This window comes from Symbiopectobacterium purcellii, assembly GCF_019797845.1.
Classification (GTDB): domain Bacteria; phylum Pseudomonadota; class Gammaproteobacteria; order Enterobacterales; family Enterobacteriaceae; genus Symbiopectobacterium; species Symbiopectobacterium purcellii.
The window spans coordinates 3325824-3350721 of record NZ_CP081864.1 but is presented as its reverse complement, the minus strand read 5'-3'; the positions used below and the strand labels follow the sequence as shown (position 1 = coordinate 3350721).

Below are 24898 nucleotides of genomic sequence, written 5' to 3'. Positions count from 1 at the left end.
TATACTTTACCTCTTTGGTATTAGCTGCTTTGGTTTATCCTGTGATGACTTCCCGCGATATTTCCCTGATTGACGTACGCCGTGCCGCGATTCGGCAATTCCTGCGCCGTGATAAAACGCCGGTGATGATTCTGGTGCTGGCTGCCCTGGTGGGCACGTTAGTCGGTCTGATTGGGGGGGCTTTTGAGAAAGGGGTGAGTGCACTGCAAGCACTTCGTTTGGAAACGGTGACGCAGTGGGCGCACGCTGAGTGGCGCTGGCCGCTGGCGTTTCTCCTCTCTGGACTGATGGCTGCCGGGGGGTATTATCTGGTGCGCCGTTTTGCGCCAGAAGCGGGTGGCTCGGGGATCCCGGAGATTGAAGGCGCGTTGGAGGATCTTCGCCCGGTACGCTGGTGGCGCGTATTGCCAGTGAAATTCTTCGGTGGCTTGGGAACGCTTGGCGCTGGCATGGTATTGGGTAGGGAAGGGCCAACGGTTCAACTCGGCGGCAACGTGGGGGGAATGATCGCAGACTTGTTGTCGGCCAAACGCGCAGACGTGCGTCATTCACTGCTGGCAACCGGTGCTGCAGCTGGGCTGTCAGCGGCGTTTAACGCCCCGCTGGCAGGGATCTTGTTCATTATTGAAGAGATGCGGCCCCAGTTTCGCTACAACTTGATCTCCATTAAAGCTGTGTTTATTGGCGTCATCATGTCCAGCGTGGTGTTTCGGGTGTTTAACGGTGAGGCGGCGGTTATCCACGTTGGCACACTGCCCGATGCCCCGGTCAACACGCTATGGTGTTATCTGCTGTTAGGCATGGTGTTTGGTGCGGTTGGCGTTGTGTTTAACCGGCTGGTGTTGGGGACGCAGGCGCTGTTTTTGCGTTTTCATGGGCAGAGCCTGACACGCTTTATGCTGGTCGGGATGTTAGCCGGTGGGCTATGTGGTGTGCTTTCGCTGACATTCAGCGACGTTTCCGGCGGGGGTTTTGCTATTATTCCCGACGTAACGGCGGCGCACTGCAGCGTGGGCATGCTGCTGCTGATATTTATGTTGCGAATGGTGCTGACGCTGTTGTGCTTTGGCTCTGGCGCACCCGGCGGGATCTTTGCGCCGATGTTGGCGTTGGGCACCGTGCTAGGTGGTGCCTACGGGCTGATCTTACACAGCGCATTCCCTGACTATGCATTAGGGGCTGGCACCTTTGCCATTGCAGGAATGGGCGCGTTGTTTGCGGCATCAGTACGTGCCCCGCTGACTGGGATTGTGCTGGTGCTGGAAATGACGGACAACTATCAGCTGATTCTGCCCATGATCATTACCTGCCTGGGCGCGACGTTAATGGCGCAGTTTTTAGGCGGACAACCGCTATACTCTGCGATTTTGGCCCGAACGCTGCAACGGCAAAATGCGGTAGAGCAGCGTGCGGAAAATGAACACAAGGCCAAACCTTGAACCTTGTTTCCCGCTGTTGGATAATGAGCGTATGATTGGGATAAGGCAAACGGCGTGCGCCGCCCAATAAAAGACAAGCTGGGAGTACGACAATGAGCGATGAAGTAATGGCTGTGCCGCTGCAATTCACTGATGCGGCGGCAAAAAAGGTGAAAGTCCTGATTGCTGATGAAGAGAACCCGGAGCTGAAGCTTCGCGTCTACATCACCGGGGGGGGCTGTAGCGGCTTCCAATATGGTTTCACGTTCGACGATAAAATTAACGACGGCGACATGACCATTGAGAAACAGGGCGTGGCGCTGGTGGTAGACCCGATGAGTCTGCAATATCTGGTCGGTGGTTCGGTGGATTACACGGAAGGTCTGGAAGGGTCGCGCTTCGTGGTCACTAACCCGAATGCGAAAAGCACCTGCGGCTGCGGTTCTTCTTTCAGTATCTGATTATCCTATCGCTGATGCCGAAAAAAAACCGCGTTCTTCAACGCGGTTTTTTGTTTTAACGGGCTGAATAAACCAACCTGCGTCATCACCACTCAATCGTGATCAGCCGCGGTTCCTGATGGGTTACTGTACGCGCCCCTGCGCGTAGCGAGGTTTGCGTAATCTTAGGCATCAGCGCTTTTGCGTTCGGGCACTCAACGTGGGCGGTGGCTGCGGTTTCTCTGATCTCACAGACAGCAACCACGTTCAGTCCTACATTGATTTGCCCGCTGGTGCTTGCTGCATACGCAGTATTGCAGGCCAGCATCAGCAGGCCCACGTTAAGCAGACTTATTTTTATCACTTTTCTACCTGGTGTTAAAAAGAACCGTTGCCGGTTCAGTGCACAAACGTGCGTTATCAAATCGTTATGTTTTGGTTTGTTTCTTGTCTGAAAATGGTTGCATTTTGACCATTTTCAGCATGATAACCGCTTTTTATCTGGATGAAAAGCGTGCAGTCATATCTGTAATTGCCAAACTGTAATGCCCCTTTGAGCACTTCTAAAGTGCCCTCATATGATTTTAGGAGGGATTTTTTATGATAAAAGAAAGGGTTACTATGGGATGTATGGAATTTGACAGGCTTCAAATTATCCTGGGAGCAATATCGGGTATCCGGGGTGATTAATTTCTGTGCTGGGTTGCCGTGTAGATATCATCATTTTCTCGTTTACCCACGCCAATTACCGTGACGGTCACAATGTCATCGTTGACACTGTAAACCAGTCGGTAGCCTGCGCCACGGAGCTTGATTTTAAACTGGTCTTTCCGTCCATGAAGTTGTGATGCCGGCACCCGTGGGTTCTGTAGACGCTCAATGAGCTTCTTTTTGAATTGGTCCCGAAGGGTATGGCCCAATTTTTTCCATTCTTTCAGCGCTGATTCATTAAAGGCCAGCTTATAGGTCATCAATATTGACCTCGATTACTGCCTCACCGATTCGCTCATCGGCAATTCGCCCCAACTCCTGATCTTCCAAAATTTCCATCAGCTGTGCATACAAGGCCGGTGGTACACAGTAAAAAGCGGGTTCGTTGCGATTTAGAATTGCGACTGGTGCGCCTTCTCCGGCATTGAACGTCCCCATAGGATCTCGTTTAAGCTCTGTAATACTTGCCGCAGTGGTGGTTAAAATCTGAAATGCCATAATGTACCCTCCTGTTCAGAGTGTTAATTATAGGTCACTTAAGAGTGCTTTTAAAGGTGCTAAAAACGTCTGGCGAATCTAGGCGTTTCTTCATCGTTATCACCGCCTTTCGATCGTTCACATCACACCTCTGTTTTGCAGCAGTAGTGCCACTTCTGCTTTGCGTTGACAGGGTCATACCTGCACGAGCGCAGGCATGACCCTGTGATTTACTGGGCGGGGAGGGCGGCGAGTTGCTGACAAATGTACTGGGCTGCCAGCAACATGCGTGGGCTGCTGCGATTAAACCAATCTTCGTCTACCGTAATGATTGGCACGGACAACTGTGGCGACCAGAAATCACGCGTGGCGGCCGCATCGGCTGCGGTGCCAGTGATAATGATCACCTGTGGGTTGCGCCGTAATACCTGTTCACGACTGACCTGCGGCCAAGGCACCTTACTGTCATCGAAAACATTGACGCCGCCACACAGAGCAAGTACCTGGTTCTGCAACGACTGCTTACCTGAGGTGAACAACGGGTGTGTACCAAATTGCAGAAACACCTGATGTTTTGGCGCATGGGCATAGCGTGTTTTCAAATCAGCCAGTTGCTGACGCAAATCCTGCGCATTTTGCCGTGCAACCTCTGGGTGTGCGCTGTATTGCCCAAGCTGTTCCAGTATGGTTGGTATTGCTTCCAACGAGGTGGGGTCCAGATACACCACCGGGATGCCAAAAGCCGAGAGTTGCTCAAGCGGTCGCTGCGGGTTCCCTTCACGCCAGGCCAGAACCAAATCCGGCTTTAAGGCCAGCACCCGCTCCAGATTGATGCCTTGCCAGGAGGCAACCTGTTCCCGCTGTTGCGCTTCAGGCGGGTAGTTTGACCAGGCACTCACGCCAATCACCTGATCGCCCATGCCGGCGGCGAAGGCTAACTCCGTAGCGTGGGGAGCCAGACTGATAATGCGCTGCGCGACGGTTTCTGCGCTGACCCGTCCGGCCATGAGCAGACACAGTATTGCCAGAAGCGTGAGCCCGCGAACGCGCATCAGGCTTTTCCGGCGAGCTCTTGCAACATGGCGCTCACCATGCGTGACGATTGCTGGGCTGCCACGGCTAGAAACTCGTCAAAACTCAGGTGCGAGGCTTTGTCAGCCACATCGGAGATGGCGCGTACCACCACGAAAGGCACACCAAACTGATGGCAAACATGAGCAATTGCGGTGGCTTCCATTTCGACTGCGACAGCCTGTGGGAAGGTACGGCGGATGCGAGCCAGCGGTTCTGCACCGTTGATAAACGCATCACCACTGACAATCAGCCCCTGCACAGCATTCAATTGCAAAGAGACAATGGCACGCTCGGCCAACGCAATAAGGGAGCCATCAGCGGGAAACGCCGCCGGGCAGCCTGCCATCTGGCCTGCTTCATAGCCGAAAGCGGTGACATCAGCATCGTGATAGCGCGCTTCACTGGATACCACGATATCGCCGACGTTCAGGGTCGGTGCCAGACCGCCCGCAGAGCCGGTGTTGATGATCATGTCAGGACGGGCATGTTCCAGCAGCAGCGTGGTGCCCATCGCGGCGGAAACCTTACCAATGCCGGATTTTAACAGTGCCACTTCGACGCCGTTCAGCCACCCGCTGTAGATTTCGCATCCAGCGCGTGTGAAGGTACTGAGGTTTTCGATGCGATCGCGCAGGATCGTCACTTCTTGTTCCATGGCTCCGATGATGCCGACTTTCATAAGATTCCCCACAAAATTTCGAATAGTATTTCGAATAGTTAGCCGTAGTCTGTGTTGTGTAGTCTATCATGGCTAACGGGGTGAAATGGAACCCAGGCGTGATTTTGGCGGCGGTTAAGGGGGAAGGGGATGTCCGATATCGATTTTTCAAAGAAATTCAGCGTTCAGCGGCCTCTGAGCAAACCGATCGCCGCGGAGAGTGAATATGACATCGTTCGCCTGTTCGAAAGCGACAGGGGACGTATCATCAACTCTGCCGCGATCCGCCGTTTACAGCAGAAGACGCAGGTATTTCCTCTGGAGCGTAACGCCGCTGTGCGTTCACGGCTGACACACTCTATGGAAGTGCAGCAGGTCGGTCGCTACATCGCCAAAGATATTCTGGTGCGGATCAAAGGCGAAAATCGACTGGACGCCCTGGGTCTGTCTCTATGGCAGACGCCTTTTGAAAGCATGGTAGAAATGGCCTGCCTGATGCACGACATCGGCAACCCGCCCTTTGGCCATTTTGGTGAGTCTGCCATCAACAACTGGTTTAGGAAACGGCTGGATGCCGCTTATATTCAGCATGACGCATTGTCGCGTGAGGATGCGTGTCAGGTTGAAGCCCTGCGGCTGAAAGGCGATACGCATGACGCATTGCGGCGTCAGGTACGACAGGATCTCAGCCATTTTGAAGGCAATGCACAGGCGATTCGTTTGGTGCATACGCTGCTTAAATTGAATCTTACCTACAGCCAGGTGGGCTGTATTCTCAAATATACCCGGCCAGCGTATTGGGTCGGCGAGGTGCCCGACAACTATCGCTATTTGATGAAAAAGCCGGGGTATTACCTTTCTGAGCAGGATTTTGTTGCCGATCTGCGCCGGGAATTGTCGCTGGACGAATACCATCGCTTTCCGCTCACCTACATCATGGAAGCCGCGGACGATATCTCCTACTGCGTTGCCGATCTGGAGGATGCGGTAGAAAAAGAGATCCTTACCACCGAGCAGCTTTATCTGTACCTGCGCCAAACCTGGGGGACGGTCGATCCCTCCGATCTGTTCGCCAAAACCGTGGAGCAGGCTTATGAAAGTCGAAAACGGCACCGCTGGCGCAGCACCGACGATCAATTTTTTATGCAGTTGCGCGTCAATACGGTAGCGAGGCTGGTGCCTTACGCGGCGCATCGTTTTATCAAAAATTTGCCTGCGATTTACGCGGGTGCTTTTGATGAGGCGCTGCTGGAAGATAAAGGCGCGCAGGCAAAACTGTTGCGGGTGTTCAAAGAGGTAGCTCGTAAGTATGTCTTTAATAACGCAGAAGTCGAAAAACTGGAACTGCAAGGCTATCGCGTGATCGGGGGGCTATTGGACATCTACCACCCGCTGCTGGAAATGTCTTATGACGCGTTCAGTCAGATGGTGAATGACGATACGCATCCGCACTACCCCATCGAAACCCGACTCTACCACAAGCTTTCCAGCAAACATTGCCTGGCCTATCGTGAAGCCCTGCTCCAACGTTCTGCGCTGTCTCGCGAGGAACAGGAGATTTGGGAATACTATTATCGGGCCCGATTGATTCAAGATTATATCAGTGGAATGACAGATCTTTACGCTTACGACGAATACCGGCGGTTGATGGCGGCGGAATAACAATTTATGTAAAGCGGCTCCATACTTGCTTACGTTTGGGCCAGCGCGCGGCGATGAACTTTGTGCTTTCTTGTTTATCTGATATAGCGCGAACGCCAATTGAGCCTGTTTACGACCCCGCCAGCGCGATAGAGAGAGGGCGGGATGGTAAACAGGTTCGGCGACGTGGGATTCACCTGTTGATACGACGAGATAAGAGATCATGAAAAGAAAATCATTGGTTCTGAGTGCATTGGCGCTGAGCCTGGCAATGAGCATGGGGCAGGCTTTTGCGGCGACTGAGGCGGTAGTATCGACATCCAGCCAGATGCCAAGTTTGGCTCCGATGCTCGATAAAGTGATGCCTTCCGTCGTCAGCATCTCCATTGAAGGGCATACCGACGTCAAGCGCAGCAATATTCCGCAGCAGATGCAGCCTTTCTTCGGTGAGAATTCGCCGTTCTGTCAGGAGGGTTCACCCTTCCAAAACTCCCCGATTTGTCAGGGGGCTGAGGACGAAGGGGAAGAGGGCGCGCCCGCAAAACGTGAGAACTTCCAGGCATTGGGTTCTGGCGTAGTGATCAACGCGGAGAAAGGCTATGTGGTCACCAATAACCACGTGGTCGACAACGCCGACAAGATTCAGGTGCGTCTCTACGACGGGCGTAAGTATGATGCCAAAGTGATTGGCAAAGATCCGCGTACCGACGTCGCATTGATTCAACTGATTGATTTTAAAAATCTGACTGCCATCAAGATCGCCGATTCCGACCAACTACGCGTGGGTGACTATACCGTGGCAATCGGTAACCCCTATGGTTTAGGCCAAACGGCGACGTCCGGTATTGTTTCTGCGCTGGGGCGCAGCGGTTTAAACATCGAGAATTATGAAAACTTCATCCAGACCGATGCGGCGATCAACCGAGGCAACTCCGGCGGGGCGCTGGTTAATCTTAACGGTGAGCTTATCGGCCTGAACACCGCGATTCTGGCTCCGGATGGCGGAAACATCGGTATCGGTTTTGCCATTCCAAGCAACATGGTGAAAAACCTGACCGCGCAATTGGTTGAGTTTGGCGACGTGAAACGCGGTGAACTGGGCATTACCGGCACCGAGCTCAATTCCGATCTGGCACAAGCGATGAAAGTGGACGCGCAGCGCGGGGCATTTGTCAGCCAGGTCAGGCCGAAGTCCGCCGCAGACGAAGCAGGCATCAAAGCCGGTGACGTCATTTTGACGCTGAACGATAAACCGATCAGCAGCTTTGCAGCCCTGCGTGCACAGGTGGGTTCCTTACCCGTCGGTAGCAAGGTCAAGCTGGGGCTGCTGCGTGAAGGCAAACCGCTAACGGTAGAAGTGACCTTGCAGCAGACCAACCAGACACAGATCGCGTCCGGTAATCTCTACACGGGGATCAGTGGCGCCTCGCTTAGCAACACCGAAATCGACGGTCAGAAAGGCGTCAAGGTAGACGAGGTGAAAGCCGATTCGGCGGCCGCGAAAATCGGCTTGAAGAAGGATGACGTGATCCTTGGTGTGAACCAGCAGCCGGTGCAGAATTTGGGCGAACTGCGTAAAATTCTGGACAGCAAGCCTCCAGTATTAGCACTGAATGTGCTGCGCGGTAATACAACGCTTTATCTGTTGGCACAATAAACAGTAGCGATTTCAGACTGAAAGGAGCGTATTTGATACGCTCCTTTTTTACTTCCACGTTAGTCATCCGCCTCCTCGCTATTATTTTGTGATACCTCCCGCAATTCTAATGAATTGGGTCAATGTTTGTGAAATCGCACAATGTCCAGCTTTCAGGGCAACGTTATGATAGTGCAATTGTCACTTTCTCATACCAGGGGCGGGAATGGCGTCATATCATCTCAACGCAAAGCTGGCGCAGGATATTGTTGCGCGTACCATGCAAATTATTGATAGCAATATCAACGTGATGGATGCCCGTGGGCGCATTATAGGCAGCGGCGATCGAGAACGCGTGGGCGAATTGCACGAAGGGGCGCTGTTGGCGTTGTCACAGGGGCGCGTCGTCGATATCGATGATGCAGTTGCCCGCCATCTGCACGGCGTGCGGCCTGGTATCAACTTGCCACTACGTATTGACGGTGAAATTGTCGGCGTAATCGGCCTGACCGGTAATCCCGCCCATTTGCGTCAATTTGGTGAACTGGTGTGCATGACCGCAGAGATGATGCTGGAGCAGGCTCGACTGCTGCACATGCTGGCGCAGGATAGCCGTTTGCGTGAAGAACTGGTGCTAAACCTGATTCGTACCGACGAGCTGTCACCCGCACTGATGGAGTGGGCACAACGTCTGGGGATCGATCTCAACACGCCGCGTGTGGTGGCCGTTGTCGAGGTCGATAGTGGTCAATTGGGTGTGGACAGTGCGATGGCAGAATTGCAGCAGTTACAAACGCTGTTGACCACACCCGAGCGCAATAACCTGATCGCTATCGTGTCTCTGACCGAAATGGTGGTGCTGAAACCCGCGCTGAACAGCCATGGTCGCTGGGATGCCGAAGAACATCGACGTCGCGTGGATAACCTGTTCTCTCGCATGACGGAGAGCGGACGCCTGCGGGTACGGATGGCGTTGGGCAACTATTTTACCGGACCGGGCAGCATTGCGCGTTCTTATCGTACTGCGCGCACGACCATGGGCGTTGGGAAACAGCGGATGCCCAGCCAGCGCTGCTACTATTATCAGGATTTAATGCTGCCGGTGTTGCTCGATAGTCTGCGCGGTGGCTGGCAGGCCAATGAACTGGTTCGTCCGCTGGCAAAACTGAAAGCGATGGATGGCAATGGGTTGCTGCGCCGCACGCTTAACGCCTGGTTTCGCAATAACGTTCAGCCGGGTGCTACGGCTAAGGCGCTGTTCATCCATCGTAATACGCTTGAATATCGCCTGAACCGGATTTCCGAACTGACTGGGCTGGATTTGGGAAACTTTGACGATCGTTTGCTGCTCTATGTTGCCCTGCAACTCGATGAAGAAGAATAATCTGCTATCTGATTGATCCAAGGGGCCTATGGCCCCTTTTCGCTGCCTACCAACCGCTAATCTGCTTAGATTTAAAAAACTCAATAGGCTCAAAGAATATAACGCGAGAGCATAAATTATCGCGAAACAATATTTTTGCCCCCACCCCCTATCCTCTATTGTCACTCCATGTTGTGAGCCTATTGCCCGCACTATGCCAAACACACTACACAAATTACGAAAAAATGTTGAGGGAGTGATAATGATGTCAATACGTCGTCTGGGAGTATCTCTTGCAGCAGCAACGGTATTATTTGCGGGCGCTGCGTCTGCGGCAACGGAATTGTTGAACGTGTCTTATGACCCAACGCGTGAGCTGTATCAGGAATATAACGCTGCCTTTATTAAACACTGGAAAGAAACCACCGGCGAAACGCTTTCCATTAAAAACTCCCACGGTGGCTCCGGCAAACAGGCTCGCTCGGTCATTGATGGTCTGCAGGCGGACGTGGTGACGCTGGCGCTGGCGGGCGATATTGATGCCCTGAATCTGAACCAGCCGCTGATCGATCCCAAATGGCAGGCACGCCTGCCGGATAACAGCACGCCTTATACCTCCACCATTGTGTTCCTGGTACGTAAAGGCAACCCGAAGAATATTAAGGACTGGGGCGATCTGGTGAAGCCGGGCGTAGAAGTGATCACGCCTAACCCGAAAACCTCCGGCGGTGCGCGTTGGAACTTCCTGGCGGCCTGGGCCTACGCCAAACACCTGCCGGGTGGCAGTGATGAGAGCGCGCTGAAATTCGTGACTGAACTTTATCGTCATGCGCCGGTATTAGACACCGGTGCGCGCGGTGCCACCATCAGCTTCGTACAGCGCCAACTGGGCGATGTGTTGCTGGCGTGGGAAAACGAAGCCTATCTGTCACTGAAAGAGCAGGGCGGCGATCAGTTAGAAATCGTCACGCCGTCGCTGTCTATTCTGGCTGAGCCGCCGGTTGCCGTTGTGGACAAAGTGGTTGAGCGCAAAGGTACACAAAAGCAGGCTGAAGCCTACCTGAAATACCTCTACAGCGACGATGCGCAGCGCATTATCGGTAAGAATTTCTACCGTCCGCGCAATGCCAAGATTGCTGAAGAATTCAAAGGCCAATTCGCACCAGTGAAACTGGTGACCATCGATGAGGAGTTTGGTGGCTGGACAAAAGTGCAGGACCAATACTTTAATGACGGTGGCGTTTTTGACAAGATTTTCAATGAAATCAATAAATAACTTTTAAAATGCCTACTGGCTGGCCGCTACCTCGATAGCGGCTTTGCCATGTGGATGAGCGGGTTCACTGAACGATTGCATTAAGAAAGGCTTGGTATGTCACGACGCATTTCTCCCGTCATTCCTGGTTTTGGCCTGACCTTAGGGTTTAGCCTCAGCTACTTGAGTTTGATTGTGCTGATCCCGCTGGCAGGCATGTTTGTCTACGCCAGCCAGCTTACACTCGCACAATTCTGGACGTTGATCACCAGCCGTCAGGTGCTGTTTTCACTGCAACTCTCTTTTGGCACGGCGCTGGCGGCGGCTTTTGTCAATGGCATCCAGGGAACCTTGCTAGCCTGGGTGTTGGTGCGCTATCAGTTTCCGGGGCGCAAAGTGATCTATGCCATGATCGATATGCCTTTTGCGCTGCCCACGGCGGTGGCGGGTATTGCACTTACCGCACTGTATGCGCCGAATGGGCTGATCGGCGGACTGTTTCCATTCAAGATTGACTACACCAGCCTGGGTATCACGCTGGCGTTGATCTTTGTCACCTTACCCTTTGTGGTGAGGACGCTGCAACCGGTGCTGGCTGATATTCCTCGCGAAGTGGAGGAAGCGGCCGCCTGTCTGGGGGCAAAACCGGCTCAGGTATTTTGGCATGTGCTGCTACCCGCTCTGCTGCCTGCCTGGTTGACGGGCTTCGCATTGGCGTTTGCGCGCGGGGTAGGGGAATACGGCTCGGTGGTGTTTATTGCCGGCAATATTCCGTTTAAAACCGAAATACTGCCGCTGCTGATTGTCTCCAAACTCGATCAGTATGACTACAAAGGTGCTACCGGTATCGGCGTATTTATGCTGTTGGTCTCATTCATTATGCTGCTGCTGATTAACCTGTTGCAGCGTCGTATTCAGCCCAAACTGTAAGGCGGTGACAATGGAACAGGTAATTGCTACCGCGGCGCGTACTCCCAAGGGAAAAAAACGCGCAACGACCTATTACGTGCTGGTGACGCTGGCCTGGCTGGTGTTTTTTCTGGTTCTGGTATTGCCGTTATTGATGGTGCTGACGCAGGGATTGGCGAAAGGCGTGGGGGCGTTCTGGCAGGCGATTTCGGAACCGGATGCGATTTCTGCGCTGAAACTGACGTTATTGGCGACGGCAATATCCGTACCGCTTAATGTGGTGTTCGGATTGGCGACCGCCTGGAGCGTGACCAAATTTGAATTTCGCGGTAAAAGCTTGCTGCTAGCACTCATTGACTTGCCCTTCTCGGTATCGCCGGTAGTAGTGGGGTTGGTGTACGTGCTGCTGTTTGGTGCACAAAGCTATTTTTACCCTTTCCTGACCGCGCACCATCTTGAAATTGTCTATGCCGTGCCGGGAATTGTGCTGGCAACCATTTTTGTCACTTTGCCCTATGTGGCGCGCGAGCTGATTCCATTGATGGAGCAGCAGGGTACTCAGGAGGAGGAGGCCGCCCGTTTACTGGGTGCCAACGGCTGGCAGATGTTTTGGTATATCACGTTGCCCAATGTGAAATGGGCGCTGATTTACGGCGTGGTGCTCTGTACGGCGCGTGCCATGGGTGAGTTTGGTGCGGTGTCGGTGGTTTCTGGCCATATTCGTGGTTTGACCAACACCTTACCGTTGCACATTGAGATCCTTTACAACGAATACAACATTGTAGCCGCTTTTAGCGTGGCGATTTTATTGTTGCTGATGTCGTTAGTGGTATTGCTGCTGCGCCAATGGAGTGAAGGGCGTCTGGCAAAACAGGTTGAGAAACACCAACAGGAGCTGGCTCCAAATGAGCATTGATATTCGTAATATAAACAAACAGTTTGGCCAGTTCCGGGCCTTGAATGAAATTAATCTGGCCATCAACAGCGGCGAGCTAGTGGCACTGCTGGGGCCATCGGGCTGTGGAAAAACCACCTTGTTGCGTATCATTGCCGGCCTGGAAAAGCCGGACAGCGGACAGATTGTTTTTCACGGCGAAGATGTGTCGGTACACGATGTGCGCGATCGCAATGTCGGCTTTGTGTTCCAGCACTATGCGCTGTTTCGCCATATGACCGTGTTTGACAACGTGGCGTTTGGGTTACGCATGAAGCCGCGCAGCATCCGCCCTTCCAAGCGCGACATTGAAGCGAAAGTGCATGAATTGCTGAATATGGTGCAGTTAGACTGGTTGGCGGATCGTTATCCAGAACAGCTCTCTGGCGGTCAGCGTCAACGTATTGCGCTGGCCCGTGCGCTGATTGTTGAGCCGCGTATTTTGCTGTTGGATGAGCCTTTTGGCGCGCTGGATGCCAAAGTGCGTAAATCACTGCGCCGCTGGCTGTCGCGTTTACATGAGAACATCAATCTGACATCGGTGTTTGTGACGCACGATCAGGAGGAAGCGATGGAAGTCGCTGACCGCATCGTGCTAATGAACAAGGGGGTTATCGAACAGATTGGCTCACCTGCTGAGGTGTATAATCACCCGGCCAGCGAGTTTGTCTATCACTTCCTCGGTGATAGCAACCGCTTGAAAGTGGCGCACAGTGAGAAACCTATCCTGTTCCGCCCTCATGAAGTGGCGATCTCTTCCGAGACGCGAGAAGGGTTTCAGCCAGTGGTGGTGCGAGATATTCGTCCCTTGGGCGCATTGACCCGTTTGTCCCTGAAAGTTGAGGGAGAACCCGAACTGATTGAAGCCGAAGTGGCGCAGGATGATATCAATCTCAACGGGTTGAAACGTGGCGATGTTATCCAGTTCAAATCCAAAGTGTATAACCACGATTGGGAAATTTAAACGACAGCGGCGGTTTCGAAAAAAGACCAAACGGTTCATAACAATACGCCCGCGATCGCGGGCGTCTTTCATTCAATTTCTTTGACGGTAAAATCAGCGGTAATCTGGGTTGGACACTACAGAGTAACGTCCACTGCCGACCAGCGTGATGATCAGGCCACCGAAGAAGTAGAGAGCTTCCACTTCCAACGCCCAGGCACCGACTTTGGTCAGGGTAAAGAAATTACCGATACCGACCATCAGGGTGGCAACCACCAAGGTTAAGGCTGCAATCAGGCCGGAAACGCGGGTAAACACACCCAAAATAATCAGGATCGGAGCGACCACTTCGCCAATGTACACGCCGTAAGCGATAAAGCCTGGCAGGCCCGCCGCTTGCAGCATTTGCACGATCCAACCCACGCCGTGCTCTATTTTGGCTACACCGTGAAACAGCAACAAAATACCAATGGTCAGACGCAGTAACAGAATGCCCGCATCCTGATGGTCTGCGAGGCGATTGAATGACCGATTGAGCTGAGCAATCATAATAATTAACCCTATGTATGTTCACAAAATTGTGGGAAGGACAACAGGGCGTAGTGTCGCCATTTTAGTGACGCAGAGAAAACAAATTTATTTGACATAGCTAATCAAAAAAATTGCTGTGGTTTGAGCGAGTGGCGTGCGGAGAAAGCGAAGGATGTAAAAATAGCGTTAGGAAGATAGGCAGGCAGTGACATGGGAGAGTCAGTCAGACTGAGCACAAGACAAGAACTGAGGGATTGAAAGAATGCGAAGATATAGCTGTATAAGACCATACCGGAGAGGATGAAAACAGGATGCTTAAGGGTATACGAAAGAATATCTGCGGAAATGGTGGGTCGTGCAGGATTCGAACCTGCGACCAATTGATTAAAAGTCAACTGCTCTACCGACTGAGCTAACGACCCGCAGAAGTGGTGGGTGATGACGGGATCGAACCGCCGACCCCCTCCTTGTAAGGGAGGTGCTCTCCCAGCTGAGCTAATCACCCAATTTCACTTTTTCTTACATCGTACTTCCGTGCTAACACAGTCGTACTTCATGTCGTGATACTTTACAACATGATACTTCACACAACAGGCACTCGAATTGAGTGGTGGGTGATGACGGGATCGAACCGCCGACCCCCTCCTTGTAAGGGAGGTGCTCTCCCAGCTGAGCTAATCACACTCGCTGTGTGGAGTCGCATTATAGGGATAGTTGAAAGTGAGTCAACGCTTTTTAAATGCAAAATGCGTGTTCGTTGTAAAATTAGGCAACACGTCGTTTTTCTGGGCATTCATGGTCAATAATTCGGCGTAATACTCACCCTATTCAACGCGCAATGTGGTTACAGCGTTGAGGAATCAGGGCAGAGTGATAGAATATCGCCAACGTTTAACTGGAACCGTCGCTGGTGTCTGCCAGTCGCCCTTAAGTAACAAGGCTTATTATCCCAATGAAAATCAAAACTCGTTTCGCGCCAAGTCCCACTGGCTATTTGCACGTCGGCGGCGCTCGTACTGCGCTTTACTCCTGGCTCTTTGCCCGTCACCATCAGGGTGAGTTTGTTTTACGCATTGAAGACACGGACCTGGAGCGTTCAACGCAGGATGCCATTGATGCCATTATGGATGGCATGAACTGGCTGAACCTGGATTGGGATGAGGGCCCGTACTACCAGACCAAGCGTTTTGACCGCTACAACGCGGTGATTGATGACATGCTGGTGCAGGGCACCGCCTACAAATGCTATTGCAGCCGTGAGCGTCTGGAAGCGCTGCGTGAAGATCAAATGGCGAAGGGTGAAAAACCGCGCTATGACGGCTGCTGCCGCGATTCTCATGCGCATCATGCCGATGATGAGCCTCACGTGGTACGTTTTCGTAACCCGCAAGATGGTTCTGTGATTTTCAACGACCGTATTCGTGGTCCGATCGAATTCAGCAATCAGGAACTGGACGATCTGATCATTCGCCGTACTGATGGTTCGCCGACTTACAACTTCTGTGTCGTGATCGACGACTGGGATATGGAAATCACGCACGTTATTCGCGGTGAAGACCATATCAACAACACCCCGCGTCAAATCAATATCCTGAAAGCGTTGGGTGCGCCGGTGCCGGAATATGCCCATGTGTCGATGATTCTGGGCGATGATGGCAAGAAACTGTCCAAACGCCACGGTGCCGTGGGCGTGATGCAGTATCGTGATGATGGTTATCTGCCGGAGGCGCTGCTCAACTATCTGGTCCGTTTGGGCTGGTCACATGGCGATCAGGAAATTTTCACCATCGACGAAATGACGCAGCTGTTTACGCTGGACGCGGTAAGCAAATCGGCCAGTGCCTTCAATACCGAGAAGTTGCAGTGGCTCAACCACCACTATATCAATCATCTTCCGGCTGAATATGTGGCAACACACCTGTCATGGCACATTGAGCAGGCAGGGATTGACACCCGTACCGGGCCGCAACTGTGCGAACTGGTGACGCTGCTGGGTGAGCGCTGCAAGACGCTGAAAGAAATCGCAGCGTCCTGCCGTTATTTCTATGAAGACTTTACCGAGTTCGATGCCGATGCCGCCAAGAAACACTTGCGCCCGGTCGCTCGCCAGCCGTTGGAACTGGTGCGTGAGAAACTGGCTGCCATCAGTGACTGGAATGCGGAAAACATTCACCACGCGATTCAGGGCACGGCGGACGAACTGCAACAGGGTATGGGCAAAGTAGGCATGCCGCTGCGTGTGGCGGTAACTGGCGCGGGTCAATCACCGGGCGTCGATGTCACGGTGCATGCGGTGGGTCAGCAACGTGCATTGGCACGCATCGATAAAGCGCTGGTCTTTATCGCCGAGCGTGAAGCACAGCAATAATCGCGTAATCCTGCTATTGATTAACGCCCCGTGTGGCCCTCCTTTTTAGGAGTACGCTGCACGGGGCGTTTTTTATTCACGGTTTCGGGGCAATCTTGATCTCACTGTGGCTGAATGGTCACTTCTACCGCCTTTGCCATTGCATCGGGGATCACACTGCCATGGTGTTTACCTTCGAACAGGATAAAGCTGGCCGCAGGATTTTCGGTGTGCAATTGCGCCGCCAGATCGCGCGCTTTGGTTACCATGGTACGCTGTGCCTGACGCTTGGCGCGTTTCGGATCGACCGGTTGGTTGGGATCGGCTTTGGGGGGCTTCTCTTCATATTCGCCTACGCTTATCGTGATTGACGTAGGGTGTGCCGTAAGCAGCGGTGAACGTTTGGGGATGACTACACCGTCTCCCCACCAGATAGACGGGCTGGCAGCCAGATAGCGCTGGAAGGATTCCCCATGATTAAACAGGGTAAACAGCACGAATAACCCGCCAAAGGAGTGGCCGGCGAGTGTTTGCTGCTGTGGATTAACGGGGGCGTGTGTTTCTACCCACGGTTTTACACTGTGTTGGATAAACTGATAAAACTGCTCGGCTTCCCCGCCCGCCCCAAAATCCGGATCGATTGTTGGGGTCGGCGGCGTGTAGTCACGGGTGCGGGCAGGAATGTCATAACCTTGATCAATACGATAGCCGATGCCGACAATCACAGGCGCAGGCCCCTGCGCGGGGGTGTAACTGTTGACCGCCAGCGGGAACTGGGCATTGGCGTCCAGTACATAGAGCACCGGACGTTTCTCCTGTGCGGTAATATCGCGTGGCGTAGCGATAAAGACACGGTACTGAAGCTGACGGGGGCTTTCCATATCGTGTTGCTCAATGCTGAAGTAGCGTTTTGCGTTTTCAGAGAGCGTAGCGACAGGGGGCTGTGCCCGCGCGGGTAAAAGGCTGGAGGCGATCAGAGTAATAAGCACAACGGGCAAATAGCGCATAATGACCTGTTAAGGTTCTGATGGATGAGTAAAAGATGATAATAAAACCCGTTATCATTACCAGCGTTTTTTTCTGTTCTTATATGCGGTATTACGCTAAAAGCGTTGATAAAAGCGGCGCGCTGGCGGCTTTTTCAGCGGTTGACAGCAGAAAGAGATTTAGCCGTTGACACACCTGAGCGGGTTGCATATTATTCTGGCCGTTCACACAGACAATCAGTGTCACCGTCTGGTGTAATGGGGCTATAGCTCAGCTGGGAGAGCGCTTGCATGGCATGCAAGAGGTCAGCGGTTCGATCCCGCTTAGCTCCACCACTCCTTCTTATTTTCGTTTTTTTTCCTGCATTGTCCTCCAAACGATCGCTATAGCGCAGTAAAGTCTTGCTGTGGGCTCAGTTCGCAAACGATTTGCATTGCTGTAGCACTGCTTGCGAACTGGCGGCATTACTGATCTGTTGCTGAATCCGGTAGCTGCGGCATCCAATCAATTGGCGGCTGCCCTTGCTGTTGCAGTAACTGATTCGTCTTGGAAAAGTGGTGACAGCCCAGAAAGCCACGGTGTGCTGACAGCGGTGACGGGTGTGGGGATTTCAGCACATGGTGGCGCTGCGTATCGATAATGCTGCCTTTTTTCTGCGCGTGTGCTCCCCATAACAGAAACACGATGCCTTCGCGTTTTTCATTTAACGCGCTAATCACGCGATCGGTAAAGGTTTCCCAGCCGAGGTTGGCGTGGGAATGCGCTTGACCGGCCTCTACCGTTAACACGGTGTTTAACAGCAACACACCTTGCTCCGCCCAGCTTTGCAGACAACCATGCCGCGGGATCGTAAAACCGGGAATATCGTTCGCCAGCTCTTTGTACATGTTCATTAATGACGGCGGTGCGGGAATGCCCGGACGGACGGAGAATGACAGGCCGTGCGCTTGATTAGGCCCGTGATAGGGGTCTTGTCCCAGGATCACGACCTTTACCTGATTGAACTCCGTATAGCGAAAGGCGTTAAACACATCTTTCTGCGGGGGATAAATTACCTTTCCTTCGGCGCGGGCATTGCCGACAAACGTCAACGTTTGCACAAAATAAGGCTGCTCTTTTTCCTGTGCCAAAACGTCATGCCACGTTAGTTCGGTTGTCATCCTGTCCTCGATGCGGGTGTTGTGAAAGAGGGCTGTAGCTTACCGATCTCTGCTCTCAAGGTAAAACACTGTGGTGGGAAAGTTGAGGGTAGTGAAGGGATGATTATAAAAAAGTTGAAAATTTACAAAAAAATTGCATCACCCCTTTGAGTTAAAATTGATGTAAAACAATTAATTGCCATCAACCCTGATTTCCGCACCCTGAATTAATTGATTTAAATCAAAGATTGGCGGCTAAGGTACTGGTATATAACTACACAAGGTAAGTGAATTTCATTTTGTGGTTAAAACCTCGTGTCGGTGAGTATGACAACCCTTCCCAGGTTCAGACACGATTCTGCTGTTTTACGGAGGCAATTATGGTTACTGGCATTCAAATTACTAAAGCTAACAACAACGCTCTGGTTAACTCTTTCTGGCTGCTTGATGAAGAAAAATCAGAAGCACGCTGCGTTTGCGCAAAAGCGGATTACAGTGAAGATCAAATCGTTCCTGTGAGCGATCTGGGTCAGTTTGAATATCGTGAAGTTCCGTTGGAAATCAAACCTGAAGTGCGCGTGGAAGGTGGTCAACACCTGAACGTGAACGTTCTGCGCCGTGAAACGCTGGAAGATGCGGTAAAACATCCGGAAAAATACCCGCAGTTGACCATCCGTGTTTCAGGTTATGCAGTGCGTTTCAACTCACTGACCCCTGAACAACAACGTGACGTGATTACGCGTACTTTCACTGAAAGTCTGTAAGCGTGCAGTTGCGGTAATAAAAAAGGAGCGAAAGCTCCTTTTTTTGTGCTCGATGTTGGTTCCCGGCGTGAGTGCCGGGAGGCGGTATCGAAACGGAATCACTCTGCGCCTGAAGGCGTATCGTCCGTTTTCTGCGCAGGCTGGCGGCGCTTGCCGACGTTCTTGCTGTCGCGGTGGCGCACTTTCACCTTGGTTTTTTCTTTCTCTTTCTTCTTTTTCTTCTCTTCAGCACGCTTGGCCAGCACTTTTTTCGACGGCTTACCGTTGGTTTTTTCGCTTGGCGCTTTGGTTTTCGGACGCAGTTCATCGATGACGCGCGCTTTTAACGGCTCATTTAAGTAACGGCTGATTTTACCAAGCAGCAAATGATCGTGGGCTTCTACCAATGAGATGGCACACCCTTTTTTGCCAGCGCGTCCGGTACGCCCAATACGGTGCAAGTAGATATCGGCCGTGAGCGGTAAGTCAAAGTTGAAGACGTGACTGACATCGTTGATATCCAATCCGCGAGCGGCAATGTCTGTAGCAATCAATACATTGACCAAACCCTCGCTCAGACGTGTGATGGCCTGATTACGCTTGGCCTGCACCATTTCGCCTTCCAGATGGCAGCTGTTGATCCCCGCTTCGCGTAGCCAGGCTGCGAGTTCATGCACGCGCTCGCGCTTACGTACAAACACAATGGCGCGGGTGGTTTCCGGTTGTTTCAGCAAATGTGCCAGCAGCGCGGTTTTGTGTTCAGTATCATCGGCGCGGTAAAACCATTGCAGAATCTTTTTGCGTTCACGTCGTGAAGGGTCGGCTTCTATCTCTACCGGTTCTTTTAACAGTCGCTCTGCGAAATCCTTGACGGCATTGCCTTCCAGCGTGGCGGAAAACAGCAAGGTTTGTGTGCGCCAGCGAGTTTCACCGGCAATATGTTCGATATCCTGAGCAAACCCCATGTCGAGCATACGATCTGCTTCGTCCAGAATCAGCGTTTCCACCGCGCGGCAGTCAAAGTTTTCTTCTTTGATGTATTGCAGCAGACGCCCTGTTGTCGCCACCACAATATCCTGGTTCTCGCTGAAGACTTCAGCGTGGTTCATGTAGGCCACACCGCCAGTGATGGTTGCCACGTCCAGATGGGTATGTGCCGCCAATGCTTTGGCCTGTTCGGCCACCTGCATCGCCAGTTCACGCGTAGGCGTGACGATCAGAATACGCGGTGGTCCTGATTTTTTACGCGGGAAGTCAATCAGATGCTGCAACACCGGCAGCAGATAGGCTGCTGTTTTTCCTGTTCCTGTTGGCGCGGATCCCAGGACATCTCTCCCGTCCATAGCGGGTGGGATCGCCGCGAGTTGAATGGCAGTGGGGCGCTCGTAGCCCATATCGCGCAAGGCATCTAACAGGCTTTCATCAAGATCAAGATCGGAAAATTGGGTTGCAGTCATGGTCTACCTCTGTTTGGGGCGCTGATTATAGACGCATTACGCCTGTACTTCATCATCTGTTTATATACCCATCATACTTCACGTTGCCTGTGCGTTGGCTGCACTCGTTCGCCCGAATCACTTATCTGAGTAAGCTCATCGGGATTCTCCCTCTTGCCGCCTTCTTGCAACCCGAATTATTTTGGGTATATACCCCTATATTTCATGCTTTACCGATTAACACGCTTTGCTCGGCGGGGTGCTTTCCCTGGTGCAGGGATTCCCTTATGCTACGGCGGTTTTCAGGAGGAGCAGTTCATCATGCATCAGCACGCAGCGCGAGCACAAACATTGCGGCGCAACGGGTTCACGTTTAAACAATTTTTTGTCGCGCACGATCGGTGTGCGATGAAAGTGGGTACGGATGCCATTTTGCTCGGTGCCTGGGCTCCGGTGCCGCAAACGGGGTGTGTGCTGGATATTGGCTGTGGTTCCGGCATTATTACCCTGATGCTGGCACAGCGTAGCCCGGATACGGTGACGATTGATGCGGTTGAGGTAGAGCCTGACGCCAGCATGCAGGCACAAGAGAATCGGCAGGCTTCTCCGTGGGCATCACGTATCAGCGTGGTAAATCGTGATATTGAGACGTTTACGGCACAAACGGCATCACGTTACGCGTTGATTGTCAGTAACCCTCCTTATTTTGCACCCGGTAGTGCGTGCAGGACCGAGGCGCGCAGCACGGCCCGCTATACCGAGAGTTTGTCCCATGAAACCTTACTCCATTGTGCTTACTGGCTGCTGGAGCCGGAAGGGCGTTTCTGTGTTGTACTACCACGTCAGGTATCCAGTGATTTTTGCATCACGGCATGCCAACAAGGGTGGTCGATACGTCAGCGGCTGGCGGTGCGAGAGAGGGCTGAAGGCCAACCGCATCGGGAGCTGTTGACCCTGGCGAAGCAAGTAGGCTCCTGCGAGGGGCGAATGCTGATTGTTCGCGCAGAAGATGGCAGCTACTCTGATGATTTCCGTGCATTGACCAAGGATTTCTATTTATTTATGTAGGATATTCCTTGTCGTTAACGAGGGCGGGGCACTCTCAGAGTGCTAACGGTGCTATTGAACGATTTTTCGCGTATGATCCCCTGACTGTCCCCGCTTAAGAACAGAAAGCTGCGCGACGTGTACGGATGTAAACGCCGACGCGCGAAGACACATGGGGCAGGCTGAGCAGCACAAATAAAGAAGAAGGAACCAACGTTATCGGGAACTTTTTTTCACCGGTGATGTCCGACTTACAGCTTGCTCAGATTATTCAATAACGACATGGCTGGCAGTACTATTTTTACGTGTGGAGAACGGTTTGAGGAGACATTACCTCGGATGAGCGAGCAGCTAGCGGATCGCATTCTGGTCGAACGTGTCCAGAAAGGCGACCAGAAATCTTTTAATTTGCTGGTGGTGCGCTACCAGCACAAAGTGGCGAACCTGGTGTCACGGTACGTTCCTCCTGGGGATGTGCCGGATGTGGTGCAGGAGTCGTTTATTAAAGCCTATCGCGCGTTGGAGTCTTTTCGCGGCGATAGTGCATTCTACACCTGGCTGCATCGCATTGCGGTCAATACGGCCAAAAATTATCTGGTTGCTCAGGGGCGGCGACCACCGTCGAGCGACGTTGATGCCAATGACGCTGAAAATTATGAAACCGCCAGCGCATTAAAAGAAATATCGAACCCTGAGAACTTAATGTTGTCAGAGGAATTGAGAAGTATCGTGTTTCGAACCATTGAAGCGTTGCCAGAAGATTTACGGATGGCGATTACGCTACGCGAACTTGATGGCCTGAGTTATGAAGAAATAGCCGCCATTATGGATTGCCCGGTCGGCACTGTTCGTTCTCGCATATTCCGTGCGCGAGAAGCGATCGATAACAAAGTACAACCGCTAATTCAACGTTAACCCGGTTTTCGCTTTAACCATGATGGATTTGACAAGGTAAGGGTATGGGTATGCAGAAAGAGAAACTTTCCGCTTTAATGGACGGCGAGGCAGCGGATACCGAACTGCTTAACACATTGGGGCGGGATGCTGAACTGCAAAAAAGTTGGCAAAGCTACCATTTGATTCGCGATACGCTGCGTGGTGACGTAGCGCAGAGTGTCATTGAAATCGACATTGCCGCACGCGTTGCGCAGGCGATTGCCGAAGAGCCGGTGCGCATTGCGCCTCAGGCTATTCCCGAAGCACAGCCTCATCCCGATACCTGGTCGCGTTTGTCGTTCTGGGACAAAGTGCGCCCTTGGGCAAGCCAGTTGACTCAGGTCGGTGTAGCCGCCTGTGTCTCACTGGCCGTGATCGTTGGCGTGCAAATGCAACGCTCTCCGGATCAAGCACCGGAAGCGCAAAACGACATGCCTGCGTTTAGTACGCTTCCCGCCATGGGCACCGCCTCTCCGGTCAGCCTGGGCGTACCGTCTGAAAACGTGGTGTCGCACGGTGGTCAACGTCAGGTTGAAGCACAGCGCAACCGCATCAATGTCATGTTGCAGGACTATGAATTGCAGCGCCGCCTCCATTCGGAGCCGTTGCAAGGTCAGCAAGATGAAGAACAGCAGGCCGCTATTCAGGTGCCTGGCACTCAATCTTTAGGAACGCAGTCTCGTTAATGAAGCGTGTTGGGTTTGCTTTTTGCATTCTGCTCGGTTGCTTACCCTATTCAACAACCGTCCTGGCGCAGCCTGCGTCAGGTACGGTGTTGCAGCCTCAGCCCTTGTCCTCGCTGCAACAGATGGGCAATGCTATTCGGGCATTGAATTATGAAATACATTTCATCAATATCTCACGGCAGGGCATAGAATCTCTGCGCTATCGGCATGCCCGTATAGATAACCGTCCATTGGCACAGTTGCTGTTTATGGATGGGCCTCGCAGAGAAATCGTGCAGCGAGACCGTGACATCAGTTACTTTGATGCCGATCTCGAACCCTTCTCGCTTTCCGGTGATCACATTATCGATTCGTTCCCCAGCCTGGTTTATGCCGATCATCAATCGCTGTCTGCGTTCTATGACTTCATTCCGGCGGCAGGCAGAGTGCGTATCGCCGATCGCCTGTGTGAAGGCATGCGTATTATTTCCCGGGATGGGACACGTTATAGCTACAGCGTATGGTTTGATGTTGCCACCAAACTGCCGTTGCGTATTGATTTGCAGGATCGCAACGGGGAACGGATGGAGCAATTTCTGGTGACATCGCTGGTGGTCAGTGATGATATCCGTGAGACGTTACGCCCATTATTGAGCGAAGGGTCACCGCCATTGCTGACGACACCGTCGGTTGAAACGGTCGACCTGACCTGGATCCCTGAATGGCTGCCGCAGGGCATGAAAGAGATCTCCCGTACCCGCAGAACGTTGCCTGGGATCAGCATCCCGGTTGAATCGCGCCTGTTCAGTGATGGTTTATTCAGCTTTTCTGTTAATATCAGGCCATCGTCAGAATTCCGTGCCGAGCAGTATGTCACGACGGGGAGGCGAAGCGTACACACAGAAATTCGCAATGGGTATGAAATAACCGTAGTGGGCGAATTACCCCCTACCACGGTTAAACGCATTGCGGATAATGTTATTTTTCAATCGCAGTAAATTTGCAAGATGTAGGGCGCAGGTATGATCAAAGAGTGGGCGACCGTGGTTTCCTGGCACGATGGCATGGCGGTGCTGCACTGTGAGCAGCGTTCCGGGTGCAGCGGTTGTCAGTCACGTAAAACCTGTGGCACCGGACTTCTGAGTGAATTGGGACGCTCCGCTGAACAGGCGCTGCACGTTCCGTGCGAGCAGCCCTTGCTGCCTGGTCAGCGCGTTGAATTGGGTATTTCTGAAGGTAGTCTGCTGCGTTCTGCCATGTTGGTCTATCTGGTACCGCTGTTAGGCTTGTTCGCAGGGGCGGGATTGCTACAGGCACTGTTTGCCAACGATCTGGCGGCGGTGCTGGGCGCACTGCTGGGTGCCGCGTTGGCGTATATTCTGGTACGCGGTTGGTCGCTTAAATTAGGCGAAAAACGTCACTACCGACCGGCTATTTTGCAAATAGCCCTGCCGGGGCAGCCGTTGCAAATCGAATCCTGAACCTCATTTAACCGGGTGAGCCGCTGCGCCACCCGGTCGTTTCTCACCGAGATATTCTCCGTCTAACGCGCGCGTGCTGGTCCTTAAACGTCATCTTTTTCCCGGTTGTCTGCCATGATGGAATAAA

General features: G+C 52.6%; 25 protein-coding genes, 4 tRNA genes and 1 pseudogene. 18 read left to right on the top strand and 12 right to left on the bottom strand.

All coding sequences use genetic code 11. The features are described 5' to 3' along the window. Positions 1-44 precede the first annotated feature (44 nt). The gene (gene clcA, locus K6K13_RS15680) at positions 45-1439 is read left to right on the top strand and encodes a H(+)/Cl(-) exchange transporter ClcA (RefSeq protein ID WP_222161128.1); all 1395 of its coding nucleotides are present in this window, start codon (positions 45-47) and stop codon (positions 1437-1439) included. Between the two features lie 92 nt (positions 1440-1531). Next, positions 1532-1879, top strand: a complete 348-nt coding sequence (gene erpA, locus K6K13_RS15675) for an iron-sulfur cluster insertion protein ErpA (RefSeq protein WP_222157826.1) — start codon at positions 1532-1534, stop codon at positions 1877-1879. 85 nt (positions 1880-1964) lie between these two features. On the opposite strand, the gene K6K13_RS15670 is transcribed toward erpA, so the two are convergent. The 5 genes from K6K13_RS15670 to mtnN all read right to left on the bottom strand — a co-directional run bounded on the left by K6K13_RS15670 (position 1965) and on the right by mtnN (position 4799). Beyond that, positions 1965-2222 carry a hypothetical protein gene (locus tag K6K13_RS15670; protein ID WP_222157825.1) on the bottom strand — a complete coding sequence of 86 codons (258 nt, stop codon included), beginning with the start codon at positions 2220-2222 and terminating at the stop codon, positions 1965-1967. Between the two features lie 322 nt (positions 2223-2544). Then, positions 2545-2829 carry a type II toxin-antitoxin system RelE family toxin gene (locus K6K13_RS15665; protein ID WP_222157824.1) on the bottom strand — a complete coding sequence of 95 codons (285 nt, stop codon included), beginning with the start codon at positions 2827-2829 and terminating at the stop codon, positions 2545-2547. Then, complete coding sequence (locus K6K13_RS15660) at positions 2819-3067, bottom strand: type II toxin-antitoxin system Phd/YefM family antitoxin (RefSeq protein WP_222157823.1); 249 nt, start codon at positions 3065-3067, stop codon at positions 2819-2821. The genes K6K13_RS15665 and K6K13_RS15660 overlap by 11 nt, the downstream gene beginning before the upstream one ends. A gap of 209 nt (positions 3068-3276) precedes the next feature. Continuing rightward, a complete protein-coding gene (btuF, locus tag K6K13_RS15655; protein WP_222157822.1) occupies positions 3277-4098 on the bottom strand; it encodes a vitamin B12 ABC transporter substrate-binding protein BtuF in 822 nt (273 codons plus the stop codon). Then, positions 4098-4799, bottom strand: a complete 702-nt coding sequence (mtnN, locus tag K6K13_RS15650; RefSeq protein ID WP_222157821.1) for a 5'-methylthioadenosine/S-adenosylhomocysteine nucleosidase — start codon at positions 4797-4799, stop codon at positions 4098-4100. Before mtnN ends, btuF begins: the two co-directional genes overlap by 1 nt. Before the next feature lie 129 nt (positions 4800-4928). Between mtnN and dgt the strand changes: the two genes are divergently transcribed. The 8 genes and pseudogenes from dgt to K6K13_RS23765 all read left to right on the top strand — a co-directional run bounded on the left by dgt (position 4929) and on the right by K6K13_RS23765 (position 13480). After that, entirely contained in the window at positions 4929-6440 is a 1512-nt protein-coding gene (dgt, locus tag K6K13_RS15645; RefSeq protein WP_222157820.1) for a dGTPase, read from the top strand. 202 nt (positions 6441-6642) lie between these two features. Continuing rightward, positions 6643-8076, top strand: a complete 1434-nt coding sequence (gene degP / locus K6K13_RS15640) for a serine endoprotease DegP (RefSeq protein ID WP_222157819.1) — start codon at positions 6643-6645, stop codon at positions 8074-8076. A gap of 205 nt (positions 8077-8281) precedes the next feature. Continuing rightward, positions 8282-9439 (top strand): CdaR family transcriptional regulator, encoded by a 1158-nt coding sequence (locus K6K13_RS15635; RefSeq protein WP_222157818.1) that lies wholly within the window; start codon positions 8282-8284, stop codon positions 9437-9439. Between the two features lie 244 nt (positions 9440-9683). After that, positions 9684-10694, top strand: a complete 1011-nt coding sequence (locus K6K13_RS15630; RefSeq protein ID WP_222161127.1) for a sulfate ABC transporter substrate-binding protein — start codon at positions 9684-9686, stop codon at positions 10692-10694. A 96-nt stretch (positions 10695-10790) separates the two neighbouring features. Continuing rightward, entirely contained in the window at positions 10791-11603 is an 813-nt protein-coding gene (cysT, locus tag K6K13_RS15625; protein WP_222157817.1) for a sulfate ABC transporter permease subunit CysT, read from the top strand. 10 nt (positions 11604-11613) lie between these two features. Next, positions 11614-12498, top strand: a complete 885-nt coding sequence (gene cysW, locus K6K13_RS15620) for a sulfate ABC transporter permease subunit CysW (protein WP_222157816.1) — start codon at positions 11614-11616, stop codon at positions 12496-12498. Beyond that, positions 12488-13363 (top strand): annotated as a pseudogene (locus K6K13_RS15615) (sulfate/molybdate ABC transporter ATP-binding protein); the annotation flags it as partial. The gene cysW and the pseudogene K6K13_RS15615, both read left to right, overlap by 11 nt. Then, a complete protein-coding gene (locus K6K13_RS23765; protein WP_434064617.1) occupies positions 13343-13480 on the top strand; it encodes a hypothetical protein in 138 nt (45 codons plus the stop codon). The pseudogene K6K13_RS15615 and the gene K6K13_RS23765, both read left to right, overlap by 21 nt. 93 nt (positions 13481-13573) lie before the next feature. Here K6K13_RS23765 and K6K13_RS15610 read toward each other — a convergent pair whose 3' ends face one another. The 4 genes from K6K13_RS15610 to K6K13_RS15595 form a co-directional block, all read right to left on the bottom strand. Continuing rightward, entirely contained in the window at positions 13574-14008 is a 435-nt protein-coding gene (locus K6K13_RS15610; protein WP_222157814.1) for a DoxX family protein, read from the bottom strand. Between the two features lie 328 nt (positions 14009-14336). After that, positions 14337-14412 (bottom strand) — tRNA-Lys (locus K6K13_RS15605). 7 nt (positions 14413-14419) lie between these two features. Beyond that, positions 14420-14495, bottom strand: a tRNA-Val gene (locus tag K6K13_RS15600). Positions 14496-14598: 103 nt separating this feature from the next. Beyond that, a tRNA-Val gene (locus tag K6K13_RS15595) sits at positions 14599-14674 on the bottom strand. Positions 14675-14942: 268 nt separating this feature from the next. Here K6K13_RS15595 and gltX point away from each other — a divergent pair. Then, positions 14943-16358: a glutamate--tRNA ligase gene (gene gltX / locus K6K13_RS15590; protein WP_222157813.1), complete on the top strand. Its 1416-nt coding sequence runs from the start codon at positions 14943-14945 to the stop codon at positions 16356-16358. Positions 16359-16459: 101 nt separating this feature from the next. Here the strand turns inward: gltX and K6K13_RS15585 are convergent, their stop codons facing one another. After that, positions 16460-17344 carry an alpha/beta hydrolase gene (locus K6K13_RS15585; protein WP_222157812.1) on the bottom strand — a complete coding sequence of 295 codons (885 nt, stop codon included), beginning with the start codon at positions 17342-17344 and terminating at the stop codon, positions 16460-16462. 239 nt (positions 17345-17583) lie between these two features. Between K6K13_RS15585 and K6K13_RS15580 the strand changes: the two genes are divergently transcribed. Beyond that, positions 17584-17659, top strand: a tRNA-Ala gene (locus K6K13_RS15580). 129 nt (positions 17660-17788) lie between these two features. Here K6K13_RS15580 and ung read toward each other — a convergent pair. Continuing rightward, positions 17789-18484, bottom strand: a complete 696-nt coding sequence (gene ung, locus K6K13_RS15575) for a uracil-DNA glycosylase (RefSeq protein WP_222157811.1) — start codon at positions 18482-18484, stop codon at positions 17789-17791. A 359-nt stretch (positions 18485-18843) separates the two neighbouring features. Here ung and grcA point away from each other — a divergent pair, with 359 nt between their 5' ends. Beyond that, positions 18844-19227 carry an autonomous glycyl radical cofactor GrcA gene (grcA, locus tag K6K13_RS15570; RefSeq protein ID WP_195316349.1) on the top strand — a complete coding sequence of 128 codons (384 nt, stop codon included), beginning with the start codon at positions 18844-18846 and terminating at the stop codon, positions 19225-19227. 98 nt (positions 19228-19325) lie between these two features. Here the strand turns inward: grcA and srmB are convergent, their stop codons facing one another. Beyond that, complete coding sequence (gene srmB / locus K6K13_RS15565; RefSeq protein WP_222157810.1) at positions 19326-20663, bottom strand: ATP-dependent RNA helicase SrmB; 1338 nt, start codon at positions 20661-20663, stop codon at positions 19326-19328. 300 nt (positions 20664-20963) lie between these two features. On the opposite strand from srmB, the gene trmN reads away from it, so the two are divergent. From trmN to rseC, 5 genes are all read left to right on the top strand, one after another. Continuing rightward, positions 20964-21710, top strand: a complete 747-nt coding sequence (gene trmN / locus K6K13_RS15560) for a tRNA(1)(Val) (adenine(37)-N(6))-methyltransferase TrmN (RefSeq protein WP_222157809.1) — start codon at positions 20964-20966, stop codon at positions 21708-21710. A gap of 318 nt (positions 21711-22028) precedes the next feature. Continuing rightward, complete coding sequence (rpoE, locus tag K6K13_RS15555) at positions 22029-22604, top strand: RNA polymerase sigma factor RpoE (protein ID WP_222157808.1); 576 nt, start codon at positions 22029-22031, stop codon at positions 22602-22604. 50 nt (positions 22605-22654) lie between these two features. Next, complete coding sequence (gene rseA / locus K6K13_RS15550) at positions 22655-23311, top strand: anti-sigma-E factor RseA (protein ID WP_222157807.1); 657 nt, start codon at positions 22655-22657, stop codon at positions 23309-23311. Then, positions 23311-24288: a sigma-E factor regulatory protein RseB gene (rseB, locus tag K6K13_RS15545; RefSeq protein ID WP_222157806.1), complete on the top strand. Its 978-nt coding sequence runs from the start codon at positions 23311-23313 to the stop codon at positions 24286-24288. The genes rseA and rseB overlap by 1 nt, the downstream gene beginning before the upstream one ends. A gap of 24 nt (positions 24289-24312) precedes the next feature. Continuing rightward, a complete protein-coding gene (rseC, locus tag K6K13_RS15540) occupies positions 24313-24771 on the top strand; it encodes a SoxR-reducing system protein RseC (RefSeq protein ID WP_222157805.1) in 459 nt (152 codons plus the stop codon). Positions 24772-24898 lie beyond the last annotated feature (127 nt).